The sequence below is a fragment of the Pseudomonas hunanensis genome (assembly GCF_013393325.1).
Taxonomy (GTDB): domain Bacteria; phylum Pseudomonadota; class Gammaproteobacteria; order Pseudomonadales; family Pseudomonadaceae; genus Aquipseudomonas; species Aquipseudomonas putida_P.
Window position 1 is genome coordinate 340,380 of record NZ_QJRC01000098.1, and the last position, 22,151, is coordinate 362,530.

The 22,151-nt window shown below is 62.4% G+C and carries 22 protein-coding genes; 13 read left to right on the forward strand and 9 right to left on the reverse strand.

The genetic code is table 11. The annotated features are described in order from the left end of the window. Genes nuoI through nuoN form a run of 6 tightly spaced genes read left to right on the forward strand, consistent with a single transcriptional unit; the run spans window position 1 to window position 6,272 of the window. Entirely contained in the window at window positions 1-549 is a 549-nt protein-coding gene (gene nuoI / locus DM807_RS23270; protein WP_003251442.1) for an NADH-quinone oxidoreductase subunit NuoI, read from the forward strand. Window positions 550-559: 10 nt separating this feature from the next. Next, window positions 560-1,060: an NADH-quinone oxidoreductase subunit J gene (nuoJ, locus tag DM807_RS23275; protein WP_060494616.1), complete on the forward strand. Its 501-nt coding sequence runs from the start codon at window positions 560-562 to the stop codon at window positions 1,058-1,060. Window positions 1,061-1,063: 3 nt separating this feature from the next. Further along, window positions 1,064-1,372, forward strand: coding sequence for an NADH-quinone oxidoreductase subunit NuoK (gene nuoK, locus DM807_RS23280; protein ID WP_003251446.1), 309 nt, complete (start codon window positions 1,064-1,066; stop codon window positions 1,370-1,372). Further along, on the forward strand, window positions 1,369-3,222 hold the full coding sequence (gene nuoL / locus DM807_RS23285; protein ID WP_071984569.1) for an NADH-quinone oxidoreductase subunit L: 1,854 nt from the start codon (window positions 1,369-1,371) through the stop codon (window positions 3,220-3,222). The genes nuoK and nuoL overlap by 4 nt, the downstream gene beginning before the upstream one ends. A gap of 40 nt (window positions 3,223-3,262) precedes the next feature. Beyond that, a complete protein-coding gene (gene nuoM, locus DM807_RS23290) occupies window positions 3,263-4,795 on the forward strand; it encodes an NADH-quinone oxidoreductase subunit M (RefSeq protein WP_012273300.1) in 1,533 nt (510 codons plus the stop codon). Between the two features lie 7 nt (window positions 4,796-4,802). Further along, window positions 4,803-6,272: an NADH-quinone oxidoreductase subunit NuoN gene (gene nuoN, locus DM807_RS23295; RefSeq protein WP_012273301.1), complete on the forward strand. Its 1,470-nt coding sequence runs from the start codon at window positions 4,803-4,805 to the stop codon at window positions 6,270-6,272. Window positions 6,273-6,361: 89 nt separating this feature from the next. Here nuoN and DM807_RS23300 read toward each other — a convergent pair whose 3' ends face one another. After that, on the reverse strand, window positions 6,362-6,625 hold the full coding sequence (locus DM807_RS23300) for an Ogr/Delta-like zinc finger protein (RefSeq protein WP_012273302.1): 264 nt from the start codon (window positions 6,623-6,625) through the stop codon (window positions 6,362-6,364). A gap of 179 nt (window positions 6,626-6,804) precedes the next feature. On the opposite strand from DM807_RS23300, the gene DM807_RS23305 reads away from it, so the two are divergent. Continuing rightward, window positions 6,805-7,185, forward strand: coding sequence for a helix-turn-helix domain-containing protein (locus DM807_RS23305; RefSeq protein WP_012273303.1), 381 nt, complete (start codon window positions 6,805-6,807; stop codon window positions 7,183-7,185). On the opposite strand, the gene DM807_RS23310 is transcribed toward DM807_RS23305, so the two are convergent. The 3 genes from DM807_RS23310 to DM807_RS23320 are packed head-to-tail and all read right to left on the reverse strand — an operon-like array spanning window position 7,182 to window position 8,142. Then, window positions 7,182-7,544: a hypothetical protein gene (locus DM807_RS23310; RefSeq protein ID WP_012273304.1), complete on the reverse strand. Its 363-nt coding sequence runs from the start codon at window positions 7,542-7,544 to the stop codon at window positions 7,182-7,184. The two genes, DM807_RS23305 and DM807_RS23310, sit on opposite strands and share 4 nt — an antisense overlap. Beyond that, on the reverse strand, window positions 7,537-7,884 hold the full coding sequence (locus DM807_RS23315) for a head completion/stabilization protein (protein WP_060514460.1): 348 nt from the start codon (window positions 7,882-7,884) through the stop codon (window positions 7,537-7,539). The genes DM807_RS23310 and DM807_RS23315 overlap by 8 nt, the downstream gene beginning before the upstream one ends. Window positions 7,885-7,893: 9 nt before the next feature. Beyond that, window positions 7,894-8,142, reverse strand: a complete 249-nt coding sequence (locus DM807_RS23320; protein WP_012273306.1) for a LuxR family transcriptional regulator — start codon at window positions 8,140-8,142, stop codon at window positions 7,894-7,896. Between the two features lie 219 nt (window positions 8,143-8,361). Here DM807_RS23320 and DM807_RS23325 point away from each other — a divergent pair, with 219 nt between their 5' ends. Then, window positions 8,362-10,434, forward strand: a complete 2,073-nt coding sequence (locus DM807_RS23325) for a TonB-dependent receptor family protein (RefSeq protein ID WP_179027972.1) — start codon at window positions 8,362-8,364, stop codon at window positions 10,432-10,434. An 84-nt stretch (window positions 10,435-10,518) separates the two neighbouring features. Here the strand turns inward: DM807_RS23325 and chrR are convergent, their stop codons facing one another. Beyond that, window positions 10,519-11,079 carry a class I chromate reductase ChrR gene (gene chrR / locus DM807_RS23330; protein WP_012273307.1) on the reverse strand — a complete coding sequence of 187 codons (561 nt, stop codon included), beginning with the start codon at window positions 11,077-11,079 and terminating at the stop codon, window positions 10,519-10,521. Window positions 11,080-11,235: 156 nt separating this feature from the next. Here chrR and DM807_RS23335 point away from each other — a divergent pair, with 156 nt between their 5' ends. Then, complete coding sequence (locus DM807_RS23335; protein ID WP_010954911.1) at window positions 11,236-11,454, forward strand: hypothetical protein; 219 nt, start codon at window positions 11,236-11,238, stop codon at window positions 11,452-11,454. On the opposite strand, the gene DM807_RS23340 is transcribed toward DM807_RS23335, so the two are convergent. From DM807_RS23340 to DM807_RS23355, 4 genes are all read right to left on the reverse strand, one after another. Then, window positions 11,438-13,687: an Orn/Lys/Arg family decarboxylase gene (locus DM807_RS23340; protein WP_179028002.1), complete on the reverse strand. Its 2,250-nt coding sequence runs from the start codon at window positions 13,685-13,687 to the stop codon at window positions 11,438-11,440. The genes DM807_RS23335 and DM807_RS23340 overlap by 17 nt on opposite strands. A gap of 92 nt (window positions 13,688-13,779) precedes the next feature. Then, on the reverse strand, window positions 13,780-14,538 hold the full coding sequence (gene dnaQ / locus DM807_RS23345) for a DNA polymerase III subunit epsilon (protein WP_012273309.1): 759 nt from the start codon (window positions 14,536-14,538) through the stop codon (window positions 13,780-13,782). Between the two features lie 51 nt (window positions 14,539-14,589). After that, window positions 14,590-15,036, reverse strand: coding sequence for a ribonuclease HI (gene rnhA, locus DM807_RS23350; RefSeq protein ID WP_003251460.1), 447 nt, complete (start codon window positions 15,034-15,036; stop codon window positions 14,590-14,592). 15 nt (window positions 15,037-15,051) lie between these two features. Continuing rightward, window positions 15,052-15,825, reverse strand: coding sequence for a class I SAM-dependent methyltransferase (locus DM807_RS23355; RefSeq protein WP_179027973.1), 774 nt, complete (start codon window positions 15,823-15,825; stop codon window positions 15,052-15,054). Between the two features lie 85 nt (window positions 15,826-15,910). On the opposite strand from DM807_RS23355, the gene gloB reads away from it, so the two are divergent. The 4 genes from gloB (at window position 15,911) to DM807_RS23375 (ending at window position 22,150) form a co-directional block, all read left to right on the forward strand. After that, window positions 15,911-16,690: a hydroxyacylglutathione hydrolase gene (gene gloB / locus DM807_RS23360; RefSeq protein ID WP_012273311.1), complete on the forward strand. Its 780-nt coding sequence runs from the start codon at window positions 15,911-15,913 to the stop codon at window positions 16,688-16,690. A 100-nt stretch (window positions 16,691-16,790) separates the two neighbouring features. Next, the gene (locus tag DM807_RS23365; protein ID WP_012273312.1) at window positions 16,791-18,221 is read left to right on the forward strand and encodes a lytic transglycosylase domain-containing protein; all 1,431 of its coding nucleotides are present in this window, start codon (window positions 16,791-16,793) and stop codon (window positions 18,219-18,221) included. A gap of 267 nt (window positions 18,222-18,488) precedes the next feature. Beyond that, window positions 18,489-20,318 carry an extracellular solute-binding protein gene (locus tag DM807_RS23370; protein WP_218648031.1) on the forward strand — a complete coding sequence of 610 codons (1,830 nt, stop codon included), beginning with the start codon at window positions 18,489-18,491 and terminating at the stop codon, window positions 20,316-20,318. Further along, on the forward strand, window positions 20,315-22,150 hold the full coding sequence (locus DM807_RS23375; RefSeq protein WP_060514465.1) for an extracellular solute-binding protein: 1,836 nt from the start codon (window positions 20,315-20,317) through the stop codon (window positions 22,148-22,150). The genes DM807_RS23370 and DM807_RS23375 overlap by 4 nt, the downstream gene beginning before the upstream one ends. Window position 22,151 lies beyond the last annotated feature (1 nt).

The following is a 22,151-nucleotide window of genomic DNA, read 5'->3' on the forward strand; positions in this document are numbered from 1 at the left end:
ATGTTCAAGTATATCGGCGACATCGTTAAGGGCACCGGCACACAGCTGCGCAGCCTGGCCATGGTGTTCTCCCACGGGTTTCGCAAGCGCGACACCCTGCAGTACCCCGAAGAGCCCGTGTACCTGCCGCCGCGCTACCGCGGCCGCATCGTCCTTACCCGCGACCCCGATGGCGAGGAGCGCTGCGTAGCGTGCAACCTCTGCGCGGTGGCCTGCCCGGTTGGCTGCATTTCGCTGCAGAAGGCCGAGACCGAGGACGGCCGCTGGTACCCGGAGTTCTTCCGCATCAACTTCTCGCGTTGCATTTTCTGCGGCCTGTGTGAAGAAGCGTGCCCGACCACCGCGATCCAGCTGACCCCGGATTTCGAAATGGCCGAGTTCAAGCGTCAGGACCTGGTGTACGAGAAAGAAGATCTGCTGATCTCCGGCCCCGGCAAGAACCCTGACTACAACTTCTACCGTGTTGCGGGTATGGCGATCGCTGGCAAGCCGAAGGGCTCTGCACAGAACGAAGCCGAGCCGATCAACGTGAAGAGCTTGCTCCCATAAGGACAGAAAGATGGAATTCGCTTTCTACTTCGCATCCGGGATCGCCGTGGTCTCCACCCTTCGGGTGGTTACCGGCACCAACCCCGTGCACGCCTTGCTTTACCTGATCATTTCGCTGATTTCCGTGGCCATGATCTTCTTCTCCCTGGGTGCGCCGTTCGCCGGCGCCCTGGAAGTGATCGCCTACGCCGGCGCCATCATGGTGCTGTTCGTGTTCGTCGTGATGATGCTCAACCTCGGGCCGGCTTCGGTCGCCCAGGAACGCGGCTGGCTCAAGCCCGGTATCTGGGCAGGGCCGGTAATCCTGGGCGCCCTGCTGCTGGCAGAGTTGCTGTACGTGCTGTTCGTCACCCCGAGCGGCGCTGGCATCAGTGGCACCACCGTGGGCCCGAAAGAAGTGGGCATCAGCCTGTTCGGCCCGTACCTGCTGGTGGTCGAACTGGCTTCGATGCTGCTGCTGGCTGCAGCCGTCACCGCCTTCCACCTGGGCCGCAACGAGGCGAAGGAGTAAATCATGGGTGCTATCCCTCTCGAGCATGGTCTGGCGGTCGCCGGTATCCTGTTCTGCTTAGGTCTGGTTGGCCTGATGGTCCGCCGCAACATCCTCTTCGTGCTCATGAGCCTGGAAGTCATGATGAACGCCTCTGCCCTGGCGTTCGTCGTCGCCGGTGCCCGTTGGGTCCAGCCCGACGGCCAGGTGATGTTCATTCTGGTGATCAGCCTGGCAGCCGCCGAGGCCAGTATTGGCCTGGCCATCCTGCTGCAGCTGTATCGCCGCTTCCACACTCTCGACATCGATGCTGCCAGTGAGATGCGCGGATGAACCTTCTCTTCCTGACTTTCGTCTTCCCCCTCGTCGGCTTCCTGCTGCTGTCGTTCTCGCGCGGGCGGTTCTCGGAGAACCTGTCCGCCCTGATCGGCGTCGGCTCGGTAGGCCTGTCGGCCGCGACCGCCGCCTACGTCATCTGGCAATTCAACGTTGCCCCGCCTGAAGGCGGCGCCTACAGCCAGTTGCTGTGGCAATGGATGTCGGTGGACGGCTTCGCGCCGAACTTCACCCTGTACCTGGACGGCCTGTCGGTCACCATGCTCGGCGTGGTGACCGGTGTCGGCTTCCTGATCCACCTGTTCGCGTCCTGGTACATGCGCGGCGAAGCGGGCTACTCGCGCTTCTTCTCGTACACCAACCTGTTCATCGCCAGCATGCTGTTCCTGATCCTTGGCGATAACCTGCTGTTCATTTACTTCGGCTGGGAAGGCGTGGGCCTGTGCTCGTACTTGTTGATCGGTTTCTACTACAGCAACCGCAACAACGGTAACGCAGCACTCAAGGCATTCATCGTCACCCGCATCGGCGACGTGTTCATGGCCATCGGCCTGTTCATCCTGTTCGCCCAGCTGGGTACCCTGAACGTGCAGGAACTGCTGGTGCTAGCACCACAGAAGTTCCAGGCTGGCGACACCTGGATGGTGCTGGCAACGCTGATGCTGCTGGGTGGTGCGGTGGGTAAATCGGCCCAGCTGCCACTGCAGACCTGGCTGGCCGACGCGATGGCGGGCCCGACCCCGGTTTCGGCACTGATCCACGCCGCGACCATGGTGACCGCGGGCGTGTACCTGATCGCCCGTACCAACGGCCTGTTCCTGCTGGCACCGGACATCCTGCACCTGGTAGGTGTGGTCGGTGGTGTGACCCTGGTGCTGGCCGGCTTCGCCGCGTTGGTGCAAACCGACATCAAGCGTATCCTCGCCTACTCGACCATGAGCCAGATCGGCTACATGTTCCTGGCCCTGGGCGTAGGTGCCTGGGACGCGGCGATCTTCCACCTGATGACCCACGCCTTCTTCAAGGCCCTGCTGTTCCTAGCCTCCGGTGCGGTGATCGTTGCCTGCCACCACGAGCAGAACATCTTCAAGATGGGCGGCCTGTGGAAGAAACTGCCACTGGCCTACGCCAGCTTCGTGGTCGGTGGCGCAGCCCTGGCTGCCCTGCCGATCGTGACCGTGGGCTTCTACTCCAAGGACGAGATCCTCTGGGAAGCCTTCGCCAGCGGCAACACCGGCCTGCTGTACGCCGGCCTGGTGGGCGCGTTCATGACCTCGCTGTACACCTTCCGCCTGATCTTCATCGCCTTCCACGGCGAAGCCAAGACCGAAGCCCACGCCGGCCACGGCATCAGCCACTGGCTGCCACTGGGCGTGCTGATCGTGCTGTCGACCGCCGTTGGCGCCTGGATTCACCCGCCGCTGGCAGGCGTGCTGCCTGAAAGCGCCGGCCACGCCGGTGGCGAAGCCAAGCATGCGCTGGAGATCACCTCCGGTGCCATCGCCATCGCCGGTATCCTGCTGTCGGCCCTGCTGTTCCTGGGCAAGCGCACCTTTGTCAGCGCAGTTGCCAACAGCGGCATCGGTCGTGTCCTGTCGGCCTGGTGGTTCGCCGCCTGGGGCTTCGACTGGATCTACGACAAGCTTTTCGTCAAACCGTACCTGCTGATCAGCCACATCCTGCGCAAGGACCCGGTTGACCGCACCATCGGCCTGATTCCTCGGATGGCGCGTGGCGGCCACGTCGCCATGAGCAAGACCGAGACTGGCCAACTGCGCTGGTACACCGCCTCTATCGCCGTGGGTGCCGTGCTGGTGCTCGGTGCCGTGGTAGTGGCTGCGGTATGACTCTGAATCTTGCGACTTTGCCAAAGGAAACCAACCCGTCATGATTTTGCCTTGGCTGATCCTGATCCCCTTCATCGGCGGCTTCCTGTGCTGGCTGGGTGAGCGCTTCGGCGCCACCCTGCCGCGCTGGATCGCGCTGCTGACCATGTCCCTGCTGCTTGGCATCGGCCTGTGGCTGTGGGGCACCGGCGACTACACCCTGGCCCCTGCTCCGGGCGCCGAACCTGCCTGGGCACTCGAATACAAAGTCGAGTGGATCAAGCGCTTCGGTATCAGCATCCACTTGGCCCTCGACGGCCTGTCGCTGCTGATGATCCTGCTCACCGGCCTGCTCGGTGTGCTGTCGGTACTGTGTTCCTGGAAAGAGATCCAGCGCCACGTCGGCTTCTTCCACCTCAACCTGATGTGGATCCTCGGCGGCGTGGTCGGTGTGTTCCTGGCCCTGGACCTGTTCCTGTTCTTCTTCTTCTGGGAAATGATGCTGGTGCCGATGTACTTCCTCATCGCGCTCTGGGGTCACAGCTCGGCAGACGGCAAGAAAACCCGGATCTACGCGGCGACCAAGTTCTTCATCTTCACCCAGGCCAGCGGCCTGATCATGCTGGTGGCGATCCTGGGCCTGGTGCTGGTCAACTACAACACCACCGGCGTGCTCACGTTCAACTACAGCGACCTGCTGAAGGCCGAGCTGCCAGCCGGCGTCGAGTACGTGCTGATGCTGGGCTTCTTCATTGCCTTCGCGGTGAAGCTGCCGGTCGTGCCGTTCCACTCCTGGCTGCCTGATGCTCACGCCCAGGCACCGACCGCAGGTTCCGTGGACCTGGCGGGTATCTTGCTGAAGACTGCGGCCTACGGCCTGCTGCGCTTCGCCCTGCCGCTGTTCCCGAATGCCTCGGCCGAGTTTGCGCCCATCGCCATGACCCTGGGCCTGATCGGTATCTTCTACGGTGCTTTCCTGGCCTTCGCACAAACCGACATCAAGCGCCTGATCGCGTTCTCCAGCGTCTCGCACATGGGCTTCGTGCTGATCGGCATCTACTCCGGCAGCCAGCAGGCCCTGCAAGGCGCGGTGATCCAGATGCTGGCTCACGGCCTGTCGGCTGCCGCGCTGTTCATCCTGTCCGGCCAGCTGTACGAGCGCCTGCACACCCGTGACATGCGTCAAATGGGCGGCCTGTGGCACCGCATCGCTTACCTGCCGGCTATCAGCCTGTTCTTCGCCGCCGCATCGCTGGGCCTGCCTGGCACCGGTAACTTCGTCGGCGAGTTCCTGATCCTGATCGGCAGCTTCGTGCATGTACCGTGGATCACCGTGATTGCCACCACAGGTTTGGTGTTCGGTTCGGTGTACTCGCTGATCATGATCCACCGCGCCTACTTCGGCCCGGCCAAGAGCGATACCGTGCTGGCCGGCATGGACGGTCGCGAACTGATCATGGTCCTGGGTCTGGCGGTATTGCTGATCCTGCTGGGCGTGTATCCGCAGCCGTTCCTCGACACCTCTGCCGCCACCATGAGTGGTGTGCAGCAGTGGCTCGGTTCCGCTTTCACTCAACTCGCTTCGGCCCGGTAAGAGCGCTATGGAATTCACCACTCAACACTTCATCGCATTGGCGCCGATGCTGATCACCACCATCACCACGGTGGTGGTGATGCTGGCGATCGCCTGGAAGCGCAACCACTCGCAGACCTTCCTGCTGTCCACCGTGGGCCTGAACCTGGCCCTGCTGTCGATCCTGCCGGCGCTGAAGGTTGCGCCGCTGGCGGTCACCCCGCTGATCACCATCGACAAGTTCGCCTGCTTGTACATGGCGATCATCCTGGTCGCCACGCTGGCCTGCGTCACCCTCGCTCACGCCTACCTCGGCGAAGGCTCCAAAGGTTTCCCGGGCAACCGTGAAGAACTGTACCTGCTGCTGCTGATGTCGGCCCTCGGTGGCCTGGTGCTGGTCAGCGCCAACCACCTGGCCGGCCTGTTCATTGGCCTGGAGCTGCTGTCGGTACCGGTCTATGGCTTGGTGGCCTATGCGTTCTTCAACAAACGCTCGCTGGAAGCCGGCATCAAGTACATGGTGCTGTCGGCCGCAGGCTCGGCGTTCCTGCTGTTCGGCATGGCCCTGCTGTACGCCGACGCCGGCAGCCTCAGCTTCGACCAGATCGGCAAGGCCCTGGCTACCACCAGCATGCCAAGCCTGGTGGCCCAGCTGGGCCTGGGCATGATGCTGGTCGGCCTGGCCTTCAAGCTGTCGCTGGTACCGTTCCACCTGTGGACCCCGGACGTATACGAAGGCGCCCCGGCACCTGTCGCCGCGTTCCTGGCAACCGCCAGCAAGGTGGCAGTATTCGCCGTGGTCGTGCGCCTGTTCATGCTCTCCCCTGCTGCCAGCAGCGGCGTGTTGAGCACCGTGCTGGCGGTGATCGCCGTGGCCTCGATCCTGATTGGTAACCTGCTGGCGCTGACCCAGAGCAACCTCAAGCGTCTGCTGGGTTACTCGTCCATCGCCCACTTCGGTTACCTGGTCATCGCGCTGGTCGCCAGCAAGGGCCTGGCCCTGGAAGCCATGGGCGTGTACCTGGTCACCTACGTGATCACCAGCCTGGGCGCCTTCGGTGTCATCACCCTGATGTCCTCGCCCTACGGCGGCCGTGACGCCGATGCACTGTACGAGTACCGCGGCCTGTTCTGGCGCCGTCCGTACCTGACCGCGGTACTGACCGTGATGATGCTGTCGCTGGCGGGCATCCCGCTGACCGCTGGTTTCATCGGCAAGTTCTACATCATCGCCACCGGCGTCGAGTCGCACCTGTGGTGGCTGGTCGGTGCGCTGGTGATCGGTAGCGCCATCGGCGTTTACTACTACCTGCGTGTCATGGTGACCCTGTACCTGGTCGAGCCAAACCTGCGTCGCCACGACGCCCCACTGAAGTGGGAACAGCGCACCGGCGGCGTCATGCTGCTGGCCATCGCCATTCTTGCTTTCGTGCTGGGCGTATACCCGCAGCCACTGCTGGAACTGGTTCAGCAAGCGGGCCTGCAACTGATCGGCTGATCGCCCCGGCAGCCTCGGTAAAACAAAACACCCCGCCTAGGCGGGGTGTTTTTTTATCTGCACGTTCTACTGCCTGCACCCAAGAGTGCCTAATCAATCGGGCTGCCCTGGCCCGCGCCCGGCAGGGCGGCTTTGCGCAAATCACCATTGGCCGAAGGCAGGTACACTTCCGGGTTGGGCATACCGCTAGGGGAGAGTTCATGGGTCATTTCGAATTCGGCGCGCACTGACCAGCCACACGCTTCGGTGGTGCATTGCAAATAAGCAATTCGCAGGAAAATATGGCGCCCTTCACTTGTACGTATGCGCATCCGGCTGTGGCAGTGCGGGCAAACCAATTTGTAAGTACTCACGGCAAGTACCTACTAGCATTGCTCAGGCCAACCTTTCTGTCAGAATTGACTGCAACTGCTAGTGTATTCTTTAACTCGATGTGTCTCATTTCAGGAATGCTCCTTAAAACGCAGGGCTGTATTCATAACGAGTAGTTTAAGCCCATGGAATATTAATAAACCAGTCATGGATATTTGTTATGAGTACTCACGTACTTGCTGCGGTGCTCACGCGCCTTAAGCTTCTCACTGGCGCCCAGACAGATGCCGAGCTGTCACGCGCGCTGTCCATCAGCCCACAGACACTGAGCAGTTGGAAGGTTCGCGACAGCGTCCCATACTCACTTTGCATAGAAATTGCCCGGCAGCATGCGTGTTCACTGGACTGGCTATTGCTAGGCCAGGCCGAGCACAACACCGCCGGCCCGGATGACGCAGGCTGGGAGTGCGACATGCTTGAACGGCTGCGCACGTTATCGCCCTGCGATCGTCAAGCCATCTTGTTGTTCGTCAAGGACAAGCAGCGTATCCAGCAACTGGAACAGCAACTGAATGCGCTTGGTGCAGTGGCCAATGGTTAACTCCGACGACGCCAACGCTGCAGCAGTTCTCGCGGGTCCAGCGTATCCACCAGGACCATGACTTTGAGGCTGATGGGAATCACCACCACTGCCGCGACGAATCCAGCCATCCCCCGGGTCAGCAAAGGCACCAATGACGAAACCAGCGGTTCGAACAAGTGGCCCACACCCACGGTCACGAAGACCAGCAACAGTTTCTTGCCCAGTTTCAGGCGCTTGGTCATGTTGGTGATCAAGCGGTCGCGCGCGGCACTCACCAGCAAAGCCCCCAGTAGCGCGGCGAACAGTACATAGCCATCCACACCCAGCAACGCCACCATTGCCGCGGGCAATTGGTCGAAAACAGATTGCTCAGGCATGGGCAAGCCCTCGGCGCGACACTGGCAGGTAGGCTGTAGAACCTAGGCTATGCATGACAGCAGCCTCGACAAAACGGATGTAGCACACCCGTAACGCGCGCCCATGCTCGTGCCCGGCCACATCCTCGAGGCGCTTGTAACCCCGGTCTCGTAATACTGCCCGCCAACGGGCGAATTCACGTGCTGCGTCGATGGCGGCGCAGCGCGCGGCAAGTTCCAGCACAGCTTCACTGACAGACCGCTGCAATTGCAGGCGCTCACGCAACCTGTCCAGGTCTACCCGTGGCCAGAAAGGGTCATGGCAATCGGCAAAGCGCGGTAACCGCAGATCGTTGGTCATGCGTCCCCCTCATTGCTCGGCCAGCAAGCCGTAGCGAATGGCTTTGATCACCGCTACCACGCGGGTAGGCACATCGAATTTGCGCAGGATGTTGGACACGTGGAAGTTCACCGTCGACTCCTTGCAGTCAAGAATCCGGCCGATCTCCCACGAACTCTTGCCGTAGGCACACCACAACAGGACCTGCCGTTCACGAGGCGTCAGACGCACCGGGGCGTCCGCCGGGGGTTGCTGCGAGTATCGAGCGTTGTCAGTCATGTATGAACTCCACAGGTGATTGAACAAGGCATCGCTGCCGATCTGCAGTCACCTTACGAAGCGCAGGCCATCCGCTTCCACTTGCGTGGCTTGTAAAGAACTTTCGTACAAAACCGTCTGACGATGGTTACAAAAGATTTGCTTACTTCCTCGTGCTCCAAGCCGCATTTCGCTCGTCTCAACGCCGTTGTCCATTCGCCTTTCGCCTGGAGTCGTACAATGCGTGCCGATTTACCCCTCTCGCCCTGCCTCGGTCTGCTGGCTGCCTTGGCCGCCAGCCAGCCCGCCCTGGGGGCGTCTTCGGTCGAATTGGGCCAGGTCCTGATCACCGACGAGGAGCAGAACGAGCTGACGGCAGCCAGCGAGCGCCTGCGTGAAATACCGGGGGCCAGCAACCTGGTGGACATGCAGCGCGTGGGGCAAGGCCGAGTGGCCAGCAACCAGGACGTGCTGGCCTACCAGCCTGGCGTGTTCGCCCAATCGGCAGGCAACGACGGCATCAAGCTGTCGATCCGCGGCTCGGGCATCAACCGTGCGCCGGGTGCGCACGGCTCTGGGGTGTACACAATGTTCGACGGCCTGCCGCTGACCGGCCCGGGCGGCACCCCTTACGAGCTGTTCGAGCCGCTATGGCTCAGCCGAGCCGAGGTGTTGCGCGGCGCCAATGGCTTCGACCAAGGCTCCCTGGCCTTGGGTGGCGCGATCAACTATGTCACGCACACTGGCTACGACGCCGCACCGCTGCAAGTACGCTATGAGGTTGGCAGCCGTGGTTACCAGCACCGGCACATCAGCTCGGGCCAAGTGCTGGGCAACCTCGACTACTACGTGGCCCTGACCGATTCGGAATACGACGGCTACCAGACGCACAGCAGCGGCAGCGCCAAGGGTGTTGCCGCCAATGTCGGTTACCGCTTCAACCCGAATCTGGAAACCCGCTTCTACCTGCGTTACCGGGAAACCGAAAACGAACTGGCCGGACGCCTGACCAAAGACCAGATCAAGCACCACCCGCGCGCGGCCAACCCGGCCTATCTGGCCCGCGACGACAGCCGCCCGCAGCCAGGCAGCACCTGGGTGGGCAACAAGACCACCTTCTACCTCGACGACGATGCGCGCCTGGAAGCCGGCCTGGTATATCACGATTACCCGATGGACCTGCGTGAAGGCCCGATGCGCCTGAAGGTCGCCTACACCGATGTCAGCGGCACGCTGAACTATTTCCGTCGCGACACGCTGCTTGGCCACGAAAGCAAGACCACCATTGGCTGGCGCACCACCAAGCACCTGCCCAACAGCGGCGCCTCACAATTTACCCGCATTGGCGATGTGTTCGGCGAGCGCACCCGCGACTTCACCTACCAGGGCTCGGACACCGTACTGCATCTCGGCAACGACCTGGAGCTGGCCCCCAACCTGTGGCTGACCACCGGCCTGGCAATGATTTACACCCGCCGGGAAAGTGACGTGACCTACCCCGCCGAAGGCGGCAAGGTGAGCATGCATGACTGGGACTATGCACCACGCCTGGGGCTGCGCTACGACATTCGCCCGGACCTGCAGGTGTACGGTAACCTGAGCCGCTCGGTAGAACCGCCGCACCCGTGGTCACTGATCTGGAGCGCCCCCAGCACAGGCGACAAGCAGATCCAGCCGATCGAAATGCAGAACCAGACCGCCACCACCCTGGAGCTGGGTGCCCGTGGCGATTCGGCGGTTGGCCGCTGGGACCTGGCCTGGTACTACTCGCAGGTGCGCCACGAATTGCTGGCCGTTGAGGTAGTGCCGAACTTCACCTCAGAATTCAACGCCAGTGACACCGTGCACCAAGGCGTCGAAGCCGGCCTTGACAGCACCCTGTGGGAACGCGCCGGTACCGGCAAACTGAGCCTGCGCCAGGCCTACACGTTCAGCGATTTCCACTACCGTGATGACGACACGTTCGGTGATAACCGCCTGCCTGGCATCCCTATGCACTACTACCAGGCCGAGCTGCGCTATGACTGGCCGAGCGGCTTCTACGCCGGGCTCAACACGCAGATGGCGTCGAAGGTGCAAGTGGACTATGCCAATAGCTACCACGCCGACGAATATGCCTTGCTCGGCGCGCGGCTGGGCTGGGACTCACCTAAGCAGGACTGGCAAACCTGGCTGGATTTGCGCAACCTGACCAACAAGCGCTATGCGGCCACGGTGACGCCGGCCTACAACGACGCCGGCAAGGACAACGCCCGCTCGACGCCGGGCGAAGGGTTTGGCGTATACGCCGGGGTTTCCTATAGCTTCCGCTAGAACTCACCGCGCACGCTTTATGTAGGAGCAGCCTCTTCGCAGCACAAGGCTGCTCCTGCAAAGCACCTACCCAACGACTGCGGATCAGACCGCCCTGTTCAACTTCACCCACGAAGCGAACTTGTCGACAAACGCCTGCAAGAATGGCCGGGTCTTGTCGTTGAGCTTGCCCGAATCCTCGAACAGGCTCGCCGCACCGCCGATATAAGCCTCTGGCATCTGCATGCAAGGCATATCGAGAAACACCAGCGACTGACGCACGGCATGGTTGGCGCCAAAGCCACCAATAGCCCCCGGCGACACACTCACCACCGCTGTCGGCTTGCCACTCCAGGCGCTTTGCCCATAGGGGCGCGAGCCCACATCGATGGCGTTTTTCAGGCAGCCCGGCACCGAGCGGTTGTATTCCGGCGTGACGAACAGCACCGCATCGCTGCGGCGGATCTCCTCGCGAAAACGCTTCCAGGCCTCTGGCGGCGCATCGGCCTCGACATCTTCGTTGTACAACGGCAAATCACCAATCTCGACGATTTTCAGGGCAAGGCTGGACGGCGCCAGCTCTGAAAGTGCGCGGGCGACCTTGCGGTTGTAGGACTCCTTGCGCAAGCTACCAACGACGACTGCTACCGAATACACCTGGCTCATGGCAATTCCAACCTTTGCGGGGTAAAGAGACGTTGTAGTTATAGATGACCGTTCCTCGGCACTTTGGTTTTTTTTCCGCAGGGCGAAAACTTCCGAGGCTGTTTCACGGTCTATGCCTTTAGACATTTCCTACGTAATTCAGAGGTTTCCACCCAAATGGCAGCAGTAATGGTCGGCCAATTCCACGCCCGTGACGCCGAAGGCCGCATCTACCCCGTGCACGAGTTCCAGGAGTCCACCCTGCAACTCGACGGCAGCACGCTGGGCGCCCCCATCACCACCTACCGCCTTGCCATCGGCGACAAGGTCAACCACTTGGGCGAAAACCGTTTCGAACTGGCGCGCTCCGGCGTCGAGATCACTCGCATTCCATGATGCAATCCACGGTGTAGCGGCCATTTTCGTTCTGCAGGCCGTGAACATCCGCGAAAAACCCCGGAAAGCCTTGGTTGAAGGCTCGGGCGAAGGCCAAGTAGTCAAGTATCGAGCGGGTCGCCTCGGTGAACCGCTCTCCCGGCATGATCAACGGAATACCGGGCGGGTACGGCACCAGCATCACCGCGGCCACACGGCCCAGCAAAGCTTCGATCGGCACCGCTTCCACCTCGCCACGTACCATCTGGTCATAAGCCCGAGCGGGGCTCACGGCCACCTCCGGCAAACGCGTGAACACCCGCTTCAGCTGCTTGGCCGTGGCATTGGCTCGGTAGCAGTCATGCAACTGTTCACACAGGTCGCGCAGGCCCATGCCCCGGTAGCGTGAGGCATCGGCAGCCCCCACACTCGGCAGGCAACTGCTCAGCGGTGTATTGCCGTCATAGTGGCGCTTGAACTCCAGCAGTTCGGTGAGCAAGGTGCTCCACTTGCCCTTGGTGATGCCCATGGAAAACAGCACCAGGAAGCTGTACAAGCCGGTTTTTTCCACCACCAGCCCGCGCTCCCAGAGAAACTTGCTGACCACCGCCGCCGGGATGCCATGCTCACCCAGCACACCGCCCGCACTCAGCCCCGGCATTACCAGGGTCACCTTCAGAGGGTCGAGCAACACGTAGCCGTCCGCCACCTCACCAAAGCCATGCCACTGCGCCCCCGGCTGCAGCAGCCAGTCCTGCGCGGCCAAGGGCTGGATGCCTTCAGTGCTGGGCGGCTGCCAAATACTGAACCACCAGTCATCCGCAGCAATGTGCTCGCGCAGGTTGGCCAGGGCACGACGAAAACTCAGCGCCTCATCGAACATTTCTTGCAACAGCGAATGCCCGGCCTGCCCTTCCATCATGGTCGAGGCCACGTCCAGCGAGGCAAGGATGCTGTACTGCGGCGAAGTCGAGATATGCATCATGAACGCTTCGTTGAAGCGGTCCCGGTCCAGCTGCCGCCTGGCCCCGTCCTGCACATGGATCATCGAGGCCTGGCTGAACGCCGCCAGCAGCTTGTGGGTGGAATGGGTGCTGAACACCAACGGGCTGTCGGCTGCACAGGCAGTGCCCATGGCATAGCGCCCGGTGAAGAAGCCGTGAAACGCCGCATAAGCGAACCAGGCCTCGTCGAAGTGCAGTACTTCCACGCTGGCACCCAGGGCCTGCTTGATCATCCCGGCGTGGTAGCACAGCCCGTCATAGGTGGAGTTGGTCACTACCGCCAGCTTGATACGTTGCCCACGGCCATGGGCAAGGGGGTTGGCCTGGATCTTCGCCTCGATTGCCTCGGGGCTGAACTCGCTGAGCGGGATCGGGCCGATGATGCCCAGCTCGTTGCGCTCTGGGCACAGGTACAGCGGAATGGCGCCGGTCATGATGATCGCGTGCACCACTGACTTATGGCAGTTGCGGTCCACCAACACCAGGTCGTCGCGACCGACCATGGCGTGCCAGACAATCTTGTTGGCTGTGGAGGTGCCATTGATGACGAAGAAGGTGTGGTCGGCACCGAAGTTGCGCGCCGCCCTGGCCTCGGCTTCGGCCAAGGGGCCTGTGTGGTCGAGCAGCGAGCCCAGCTCCGGCACTGAAACAGACAGGTCCGAGCGCAGGGTGTTTTCCCCGAAGAACTGGTGGAAGGCCTGGCCTACCGGGCTTTTATGATAGGCCACGCCACCGCCATGGCCCGGGGTATGCCAGGAATAGTTGGACTGCGCGGTATGCTGCACCAGGGCCTTGAAGAACGGTGGCAGCAGACCGTCAAGGTAGGTGTGTGCGGCACGCGCCACCTGGCGGGCGAGAAACGGCACGGTGTCTTCGAACAGGTAAAGGATGCCACGCAGCTGGTTGAGCTCGCTCATGGCTTCGGCAGGGGCGTTTTCCAGGGTCACCTGCTCGCCCAAGGCGAAGATCGGCAAGTCGGGCGCGCGCATGCGCGCCAGGCGGATCAGCTCGGCCATGTTCTGCAGCAGGTGGGTGTTTTCGCCAACTCCTTCGGCGGCAATCAGCATGCAGGCCAGGCCGTGGTGAGTGGCGGCAACCAGGCGCGCTTCGGCGTGGTCGGCGGCGGCCAGAATGGCGAAACCGTCCTGGCGCAGTTCCTCGGCGATGCCCCGCACGCGCTCCCCGGCGACACTGTCAGCCTTGATAGCACGGTGGACGATGAGGATCGGGAACTTGAGGTCCTTGTACATCAGGTGGCTACCTCCGAAGGACATGGCGTCCTTCTCAGGGTAGTAGAACCTGTGTTGTCAGTGCCCGCGAACAGACCGGGGCAGCCGAACGATCAGCCCGCTGGCGTCTCGGTCAAGGCCTGCCACATCGAAGGCCCACCCGCCGACTTGGCGATGGCCGCCAGGCGCTCGGCATGTGCCTCCAGTTCCTCGGCACTGGCCATGATCACCCGCCCCGGCGTACGCCCGGTAATACGGCGGATCTCGCTGCCGCCAGCCTCACTCCCTTCACCCTCGGCGTCTGCGCCATGCCCAGCCAACGACAGGCTGGTCTGGCCACCGGTCATGGCCAGGTAAACGTCTGCCAGCAGTTCCGAGTCGAGCAGCGCACCGTGCAGTTCACGGCCGGAGTTGTCGATGTCGTAGCGTTTGCACAGCGCATCCAGGCTGTTGCGCTGCCCCGGATGGCGCGAACGTGCCAGCAGCAGGGTATCGAGGATGGTGCAGTGCTGCGAAACGTCGGCGCGGTCCTGCTGGCCAATCAAGGCAAATTCGTTGTTGATGAAGCCAACGTCGAACGCCGCGTTGTGGATGACCAGCGTGGCGCCCTGGATGAATTCGAAGAACTCCTCGGCGACATCGCCAAAGCGTGGCTTGCCGACCAGGAAGGCATCGGTGATACCGTGGACGTTGATCGCGCCCTCGTCACTCTCGCGGTCTGGCTGCAGGTAGACGTGGAAGTGCCGCCCGGTCAGACGCCGGCCGATGACCTCGACACAGCCGATCTCGATGATCCGGTGGCCTTCGCCAACTGGCATACCCGTGGTTTCGGTATCGAGAATGACGAACCGTTTATCTTGCTGCTGCTCCACGCGGGGCGCTCCAACTTGCATCAGTTACAAAGGCCGCGATTGTACCCCAGCTCAACGCTGGGCGCGTACCTCATCGACCCCACGGTTGGCCAGCTGGTCGGCGCGCTCGTTGCCGGGGTGGCCGATGTGGCCGCGCACCCACTTCCAGGTCACCTTGTGGCGGTTGACCTGCTCATCAAGCTGCTGCCACAGGTCGGCGTTCTTCACCGGTTCCTTGGCCGCCGTCTTCCAGCCGCGCTTCTTCCAGTTCACCATCCACTCGTTGATGCCTTTCATCACGTACTGCGAGTCGGTGGTCAGCACCACCTCGCATTCGCGCTTCAGCGACATCAGGCCCTGAATCGCGGCCATCAGCTCCATGCGGTTGTTGGTGGTCTCACGTTCGCCGCCCCACAGTTCCTTCTCGACGCCCTTGTAGATCATCAGGACGCCCCAGCCACCAGGGCCTGGGTTGCCCTTGCAGGCACCATCAGTAAACATCTCGACGCTATCGCTCATGTACCACTCTTGAATTCAGTGCTTGTCAGTTTCGGGGTTGGCCGCCGTGCGGTTGACCTTGGCCAGTGGCAGCGGCAGCAATTTGCCCATCGGCTCGCGGCGCTCTGGGCGCAGTGGCCGCAACCCTACCACCATCTTGCGCGCCACCAGCAGGTACACCCCGCCACCGGAGCCCTGCCAACTGCCGGCCAGCCGTTCCCAGCCCTCCAGGCGTTGCTGCCAGGCCGGTGAAGCAAGCGGCGGACGATAGCACCCGAAGCGGCGTTTCTCCAGCGCGAAGCCCAGCAGGTTGAGCCAGTCGCCCACCCGCGACGGCGAGATGCAGCGCGCCTTGCGCAGCGCGCCATGGCTGAAGAAATGGCGCATGCCCCAGCTGCTCCACGGGTTGATGCCGACAATCAGCAGGTGCCCGCCCGGGCGCACGGCACTGGCGGCCTCGCGCAGCAGGCCATGGGGTGACAGGCAGAAATCCAGGCCATGCTGCAGCACGACCACGTCGGCAGCATGCTCGCTCAGCGGCCAGGCCTGCTCCTCGCAGACGATCTCCACCCCAGGCAGCGGCGCGCCGAGGCGCACATTGCGCTGCACCTGGGGCGCGCTCGGTGGCGGCTCGGCGCAAGGCCCGTAGTGCACCAGGTAACCGCCGAAGAAGCGCCCAAGCTCTTCTTTCAGCAGTTTTTCTTCCTCCTTGAGCATCAGCTGGCCGAGTGGCCCATTGAACCACTCACGGGCCAGGCTGATCAGCTCGACCCAGTCCGGGTCGGCCTGGGCAAAGGCTTGGTCGGTCATTGCGCTCTCCCTCGAAGGTTCTCCCACCGCGCCATCGCGGCTAAGATGCCCTCATGTGCCACGCTAGGCGAATCGGATCCGCACCATGATACAGATCGATGCTCTCCCCGCTTTCTCCGACAACTACATCTGGTTGTTACAGGATACTGCCAAACGCCGTTGTGCGGTGGTCGATCCGGGTGATGCCGCCCCGGTGGAACGCTGGCTGGCCGCCAACCCGGAGTGGGTGCTGAGCGACATCCTCGTCACCCACCACCACAACGACCACGTCGGCGGTGTGGAACGGCTGAAGCAACTGAGCGGCGCGCGAGTATGCGGCCCCGCCAACGAGCGTATTCCCGGCCGCGACCTGGCCCTGGACGAAGGCGACAAGGTCGACGTGCTGGGCGTGACCTTCCAGGTTCTGGCGGTGCCCGGCCACACCCTGGGGCACATTGCCTTCTTCAGCGACGGGCCGCCAACCCCCGTTCTGTTCAGTGGCGACACACTGTTCGCCGCCGGTTGCGGGCGCATGTTCGAGGGTACACCCGAACAGATGCAGCCCGCCCTCGCCCGCCTGGCGGCACTGCCAGAGCAGACCGAAGTGTATTGCGCCCACGAATATACCCTCAGCAACCTGCGCTTCGCCAAGGCGGTAGAGCCGACCAATACGCACGTTCAGCAACGCTTCGAGGACGTTACCCGTTTACGCGCCGAAAATCGCATCAGCTTGCCATCAACGATTGGCCTGGAGCGTCTGACCAACCCCTTCTTACGTACCTCTGAAACATTAGTTAAACAAAAAGCAGACGAATGGAAGGGACATTCAAACACCTCGCATGTCGCTGTTTTTGCTGCCTTGAGGTCTTGGAAGGACACCTTCTGATAACCGCAAGATATATCGCAAGTGATGGTCAAAGGTTGACCAGGCCCGGAGCGGTTTCTAGAATCGCCGAAATTTTTCGCCCGGATACCTGTGTCAGCCGATGTCTTCCCGTAGCCGCAGAACCTCTCATTCCGTCGCCCTGACGCGCCTGGCCCAAATCAGTGCGCTGGCCCTGGCCGCCACCTTGGTGGGCTGCCAGAGCACCCGTCAGCTCGACGAATCCGAAAGCGTTCGCGCGCACAACTACCAGGCGCGGATCAAGCACAAACCTTCACCGCTGCTGGCCAAGCCGGCCGAGCAGGCACCACAGGATGTCTGGGAGCGCATGCGCCAGGGCTTTGCCCTGCAGGACAGCATCGACGTCAACCCGCGCATCGAACAACAGCGCCTGTGGTTCGCCAGCAACCCGACCTTCATCGAAAGCGCTGGCGAGCGTGGCAGCCTCTACCTGCATTACATCGTCGAGCGTCTTGAAGAACGCGACATGCCGCTGGAGCTGGCCCTGCTCCCCGCCATTGAAAGCGCCTACAACCCGATGGCCTACTCACGCGCCAGTGCTGCCGGCATGTGGCAGTTCATGCCAGCCACAGGCCGTCACTTCAACCTGCGCCAGACCAACTTCTACGATGGCCGCCGCGACATCACCGCGTCGACCAACGCTGCGCTGGATTACCTGACCCGCCTGCACGACATGTTCAATGGTGACTGGCTGCTGGCCCTGGCCGCCTACAACGCCGGAGAAGGCACGGTCAGCCGCGCCATGGAACGCAACGAACGGCTCGGGCTGCCAACCGACTACTGGAACCTGCCGCTGCCACAGGAAACCCGCGACTACGTACCCAAGTTGCTGGCCCTGTCGCAGGTGGTGCTCACGCCTGAGGCCTACGGCGTGAACCTGAACCCGATCGCCAACGAGCCCTATTTCGAAGCGGTGGCCATCAACGACCGCCTCGACCTGTCGCGGGTGGCGGCATTTGCCAACATCGACGAAGACGAGTTGATCCAACTCAACCCGGCCTTCAAGAAACGCATGACCGTGGACGGCCCGCAGCAGTTGCTGGTACCGACCGCCAAGGCGCAATTGCTGAGCGACAGCCTGTCCAACCTCAAGCCAGAACAGCTGGTCAGCCTGCAACCGAACAAGGCCGTGTTCGCCCGCGCCGTGGCCGAAGCCAAGGCACCGGTGGCCGCGCGCAGCTACCGGGTCAAACGCGGCGACAACCTGGGCGCCATCGCCAAGGCCAACCGTGTTTCGGTCAATGACATCAAACGCTGGAACCGTCTGTCCGGCAACAACCTGCGTGCCGGCCAGGTGCTGGCACTTCGAGGTGGCAGCGGACCGAGCGCCGCCGGCAACCGGGTAGCGGCCTCCGGCAAGCGCTCCACCCAGTACAAGGTACGCAAGGGCGACTCGCTGTACCTGGTGGCCAAGCGCTTCAACGTGGAAATGCAGCACCTCAAACGCTGGAACCCACGCAGCGGCCACGCCCTCAAGCCGGGCCAAACCCTGACCGTCTACCTCTCGCATTGAGATAACGCTCAGGGCCATTGCGCGGCCCTGTGGGGCGGCCTTGTTTCGCGACAGGGCTGCGAAGCAGCCCCGGCAATGCAAGCTGCGAAGCTGAGACCCTGGGGCCGCTAAGCGCCCCTTTCGCGACACAAGGCCGCTCCCACAGGTACCACGCCGCTCACGCCGACCTGTACCACCAACCCCTCCCTCAAAACCTCTCTTTTTCCAACCCCACCAAGCTGTTACTGTACCCGATCAAAGCCCAACGCCTCTGGATCGGATGCCGACTTGATACGTCCCCTCCTGCTATCACTCAGCCTGGCCTTGAGCTTTCCCGCAGCCGCGATGGTGAGCGAAAGCCACGGATACGCGCAGTTCGGCACGCTCAAGTACCCAGCCACCTTCACCCACTTCGACTGGGTCAACCCGCAAGCGCCCAAGGGCGGCATCTTGCGGGCCATGGCTTTTGGCACCTTCGATACCCTCAACCCCTACACCTTCAAGGGGTCGAGCCCTATAACCACGCCCAATTTCCAGCAGTACGGCATCAGCGAGCTTAACGAGCCGCTGATGGTCGGCACGGGCCTGTACGACCCGTCCGGTGACGAGCCCACCTCCAGTTATGGCCTGATCGCCCGCTCGGTGGAGTACAGCGAGGACCGCAGCTGGGTGGTGTTCAACCTGCGCCCGGAAGCCCGCTGGCATGACGGCCAACCGATAACCTCGGCCGACGTGGCCTTCTCCTACCGCACGCTGCTCAAGGACGGCCACCCGATCTACCGCACCAACCTGCAGGAAGTACAACGGGTGGACATCCTGGGCCCGCTGCGCATCCGCTTCGTGTTCAAACGCGCCGGCAACCCGCTGCTGATCCTGCGCCTGGGCGAAATGCCGGTGCTGCCCAAGCACTATTGGCAAAAGCGCGACTTCAAGGCCACCACCTTCGAGCCCCCCCTGGGCAGCGGCCCCTACCGCATCACCCAGGTACAACCCGGGCGCCGGCTGGTGTTCGAACGGGTGAAGAACTACTGGGGCAAGGACCTGGCGGTCAACCGTGGCAAGTACAATTTCAAGCGGGTGGAATACGAGTTCTACCGCGACGCCACCGTGGCCTTCGAAGCGTTCAAGGCTGGTGAATTCGACATCTACATCGAGCACCAGGCAAAAAACTGGGCCAACGGTTACAACTTCCCGGCCGTGCGCCGTGGCGAGGTGATCAAAGCACAAATCCCGCACAGCATCCCCACGCAAACCCAGGGCCTGTTCATGAACAGCCGCCGGGTCACATTCAGCGACCCGCGGGTACGCCAGGCGTTGGGGCTGATGCTCGACTTCGAATGGACCAACCGCGCACTGTTCAGCAGCGCCTACCGCCGCTCAACCAGCTACTACCCCAATAGCGAATTCGCCGCCAGCGGCCTGCCCACCGGCAAAGAGTGGCTGCTGCTGGCGCCATTCCGGGACCAGTTGCCCGCCAAACTGTTCAGCGAACCCTACAAGGTCAGCCACACCGATGGCCGTGGCATCAGCCGCCAGACCCTACGCCAGGCCCTGGGCCTGCTCGCCGAGGCCGGCTGGAAGCTGAACGGCCAGCGCCTGGTCGACAGCAAAGGCCAGCAACTGCGCATGGAGCTGCTGCTGGTAAACCCCAACCTTGAACGCATCCTGCAACCTTATGTCGAAAATCTGTCCAGCATCGGCATCGATGCGCGCTTGCGCACCGTGGACCGTGCCCAGTACAAACAACGCCTGGACCAGTTCGATTTCGACATGATTCTGATGACCCTGAACCAAACCCTGAGCCCCGGCCTCGAACAATGGCTGTACTTCCATTCCAGCCAGGCCGCGACCAAGGGCAGCAAGAACTATGCTGGGGTCAAGGACCCGGTGGTCGACCACCTGCTCGACACCTTGCTCGCCGCCCGCACCCGCGATGACCAGGTCGCCGCCGCCCGTGCCCTGGACCGCGTGCTCTCATGGCAGTACTACATGATCCCCAACTGGTACCTCGACAATCACCGCCTGGCCTACCGCAACCGGTTCGCCTTCGTCACCACGCCGCCCTACACCCTTGGGCTGAACAGCTGGTGGATCAAGACTTCGGAGAAAGCCCAATGACGCCAACGCACCGTCTGCGCCGGCTGGCAGGTAGCCTGTTGCTCGCCTGCCTGAGCCTTCCCGCCCTGGCCGCACCGCAACACGCGCTTACCTTGTACGATGAGCCACCCAAGTACCCCGCCAACTTCAAGCACTTCGACTACGTCAACCCGGACGCGCCCAAGGGCGGCACCTTCCGCCAGTCCAGCTTCGGCGGCTTCGACAGCCTCAACCCGTTCATCAACAAAGGCGTGGCAGCCGAGAACATCGGTAGCATCTACGACACCCTGATGCGCCAGAGCCAGGATGAGCCGTTCACCGAGTACGGCCTGGTCGCCGGCAAGATCGAAAAGGCCCCGGACAACAGCTGGGTGCGCTTCTACCTGCGCCCCGAAGCACGCTTCCATGACGGCCACCCGATGCGCGCCGACGACGTGGTGTTCACCTTCAACGCCCTAATCAAAGACGGCGCACCACTGTACCGGCAGTACTACGCCGACGTTGCCGAAGTGGTCGCCGAGGACCCGCTGAAGGTGCTGTTCAAGTTCAAGCACACCAACAACCGCGAGCTGCCGTTGATTCTCGGCCAGTTGCCAGTACTGCCCAAACACTGGTACGAAAACCGCGAGTTCAACCGCGGCAACCTGGAGATCCCGCTGGGTAGCGGCCCGTACAAGGTCGCCGAGGTCAAAGCCGGGCGCTCGGTGCGCTACGAGCGGGTCAAGGACTACTGGGCCAAAGACCTGCCGATCAACCGTGGCTTCTATAATTTCGATGTCATGACCTTTGACTCCTACCGGGACACCACTGTCGCCCTGGAAGCACTCAAGGCCGGCGCGTTCGACTATGCCCTGGAAGTCAGCGCCAAGAACTGGGCCACCGCCTACAACGTGCCCGCCGTGCGCGACGGCCGTCTGATCAAGGAAGAACTGCCCAACGGCAACCCCACCGGCATGCAGGGTTTCATCTTCAATATCCGCCGCCCGGTGTTCCAGGATGTGCGGGTGCGCCAGGCACTGAGCCTGCTGCTGGACTACGAATGGACCAACAAGCAGCTGTTCAACGGCGCCTACACCCGCACCGGCAGCTACTTCGACAATTCGGAAATGGCCGCCCACGGCCTACCCAGCCCCAGCGAGTTGAAAATCCTCGAACCATTGCGCGGCAAAGTGCCCGAGCAGGTATTTACCGAGGCCTTCCACAACCCGGTCAGCGACGGCAGCGGGATGATCCGCGAGCAGCAGCGCCAGGCCTACAAGCTGCTACAGGAAGCCGGCTGGAAAATCGTCGACGACAAGATGGTCGACGCCCAAGGCAAGCCGGTAAGCATCGAGTTTCTATTGGCGCAGACCGAGTTCGAGCGCATCCTGCTGCCGTTCAAGCGCAACCTCGCCGACCTCGGTATCGAGCTGAACATCCGCCGGGTCGATGTTTCGCAATACATTACCCGCCTGCGATCTCGGGACTACGACATGATCGTCGGCGGCTACCCGCAGTCCAACTCGCCGGGCAATGAACAACGCGAGTTCTGGTCAAGTGCCGCCGCCGACAACCCCGGAAGCCGCAACTTCATCGGCCTGCGCGACCCGGCCATCGACCAGTTGGTGGAAGAGCTGATCAACGCCGACTCGCGCCAGAGCCTGGTCGACCACTGCCGCGCCCTCGACCGTGTGTTGCTGTGGGGCTACTACGTGATACCCAACTGGCATATCAAAACCTGGCGCGTGGCCTACTGGAACCACATCGGCCATCCGAAAGTGTCGCCCAAGTACGACATCGGCATCGATACCTGGTGGATCAAGCCCGGGGTAACCCCGGCGGTCAGCGAAGCCCCTGCGGACGAGGCCAACTAAG

Coding starts and splice junctions, on each gene's coding strand:
- nuoI (WP_003251442.1), top strand. CDS start 1: ATGTTCAAGTATATCGGCGACATCGTTAAGGGCACCGGCACACAGCTG.
- nuoJ (WP_060494616.1), top strand. CDS start 560: ATGGAATTCGCTTTCTACTTCGCATCCGGGATCGCCGTGGTCTCCACC.
- nuoK (WP_003251446.1), top strand. CDS start 1,064: ATGGGTGCTATCCCTCTCGAGCATGGTCTGGCGGTCGCCGGTATCCTG.
- nuoL (WP_071984569.1), top strand. CDS start 1,369: ATGAACCTTCTCTTCCTGACTTTCGTCTTCCCCCTCGTCGGCTTCCTG.
- nuoM (WP_012273300.1), top strand. CDS start 3,263: ATGATTTTGCCTTGGCTGATCCTGATCCCCTTCATCGGCGGCTTCCTG.
- nuoN (WP_012273301.1), top strand. CDS start 4,803: ATGGAATTCACCACTCAACACTTCATCGCATTGGCGCCGATGCTGATC.
- DM807_RS23305 (WP_012273303.1), top strand. CDS start 6,805: ATGAGTACTCACGTACTTGCTGCGGTGCTCACGCGCCTTAAGCTTCTC.
- DM807_RS23310 (WP_012273304.1), bottom strand. CDS start 7,544: ATGCCTGAGCAATCTGTTTTCGACCAATTGCCCGCGGCAATGGTGGCG.
- DM807_RS23315 (WP_060514460.1), bottom strand. CDS start 7,884: ATGACCAACGATCTGCGGTTACCGCGCTTTGCCGATTGCCATGACCCT.
- DM807_RS23320 (WP_012273306.1), bottom strand. CDS start 8,142: ATGACTGACAACGCTCGATACTCGCAGCAACCCCCGGCGGACGCCCCG.
- DM807_RS23325 (WP_179027972.1), top strand. CDS start 8,362: ATGCGTGCCGATTTACCCCTCTCGCCCTGCCTCGGTCTGCTGGCTGCC.
- chrR (WP_012273307.1), bottom strand. CDS start 11,079: ATGAGCCAGGTGTATTCGGTAGCAGTCGTCGTTGGTAGCTTGCGCAAG.
- DM807_RS23335 (WP_010954911.1), top strand. CDS start 11,236: ATGGCAGCAGTAATGGTCGGCCAATTCCACGCCCGTGACGCCGAAGGC.
- DM807_RS23340 (WP_179028002.1), bottom strand. CDS start 13,687: ATGTACAAGGACCTCAAGTTCCCGATCCTCATCGTCCACCGTGCTATC.
- rnhA (WP_003251460.1), bottom strand. CDS start 15,036: ATGAGCGATAGCGTCGAGATGTTTACTGATGGTGCCTGCAAGGGCAAC.
- DM807_RS23355 (WP_179027973.1), bottom strand. CDS start 15,825: ATGACCGACCAAGCCTTTGCCCAGGCCGACCCGGACTGGGTCGAGCTG.
- gloB (WP_012273311.1), top strand. CDS start 15,911: ATGATACAGATCGATGCTCTCCCCGCTTTCTCCGACAACTACATCTGG.
- DM807_RS23365 (WP_012273312.1), top strand. CDS start 16,791: ATGTCTTCCCGTAGCCGCAGAACCTCTCATTCCGTCGCCCTGACGCGC.
- DM807_RS23375 (WP_060514465.1), top strand. CDS start 20,315: ATGACGCCAACGCACCGTCTGCGCCGGCTGGCAGGTAGCCTGTTGCTC.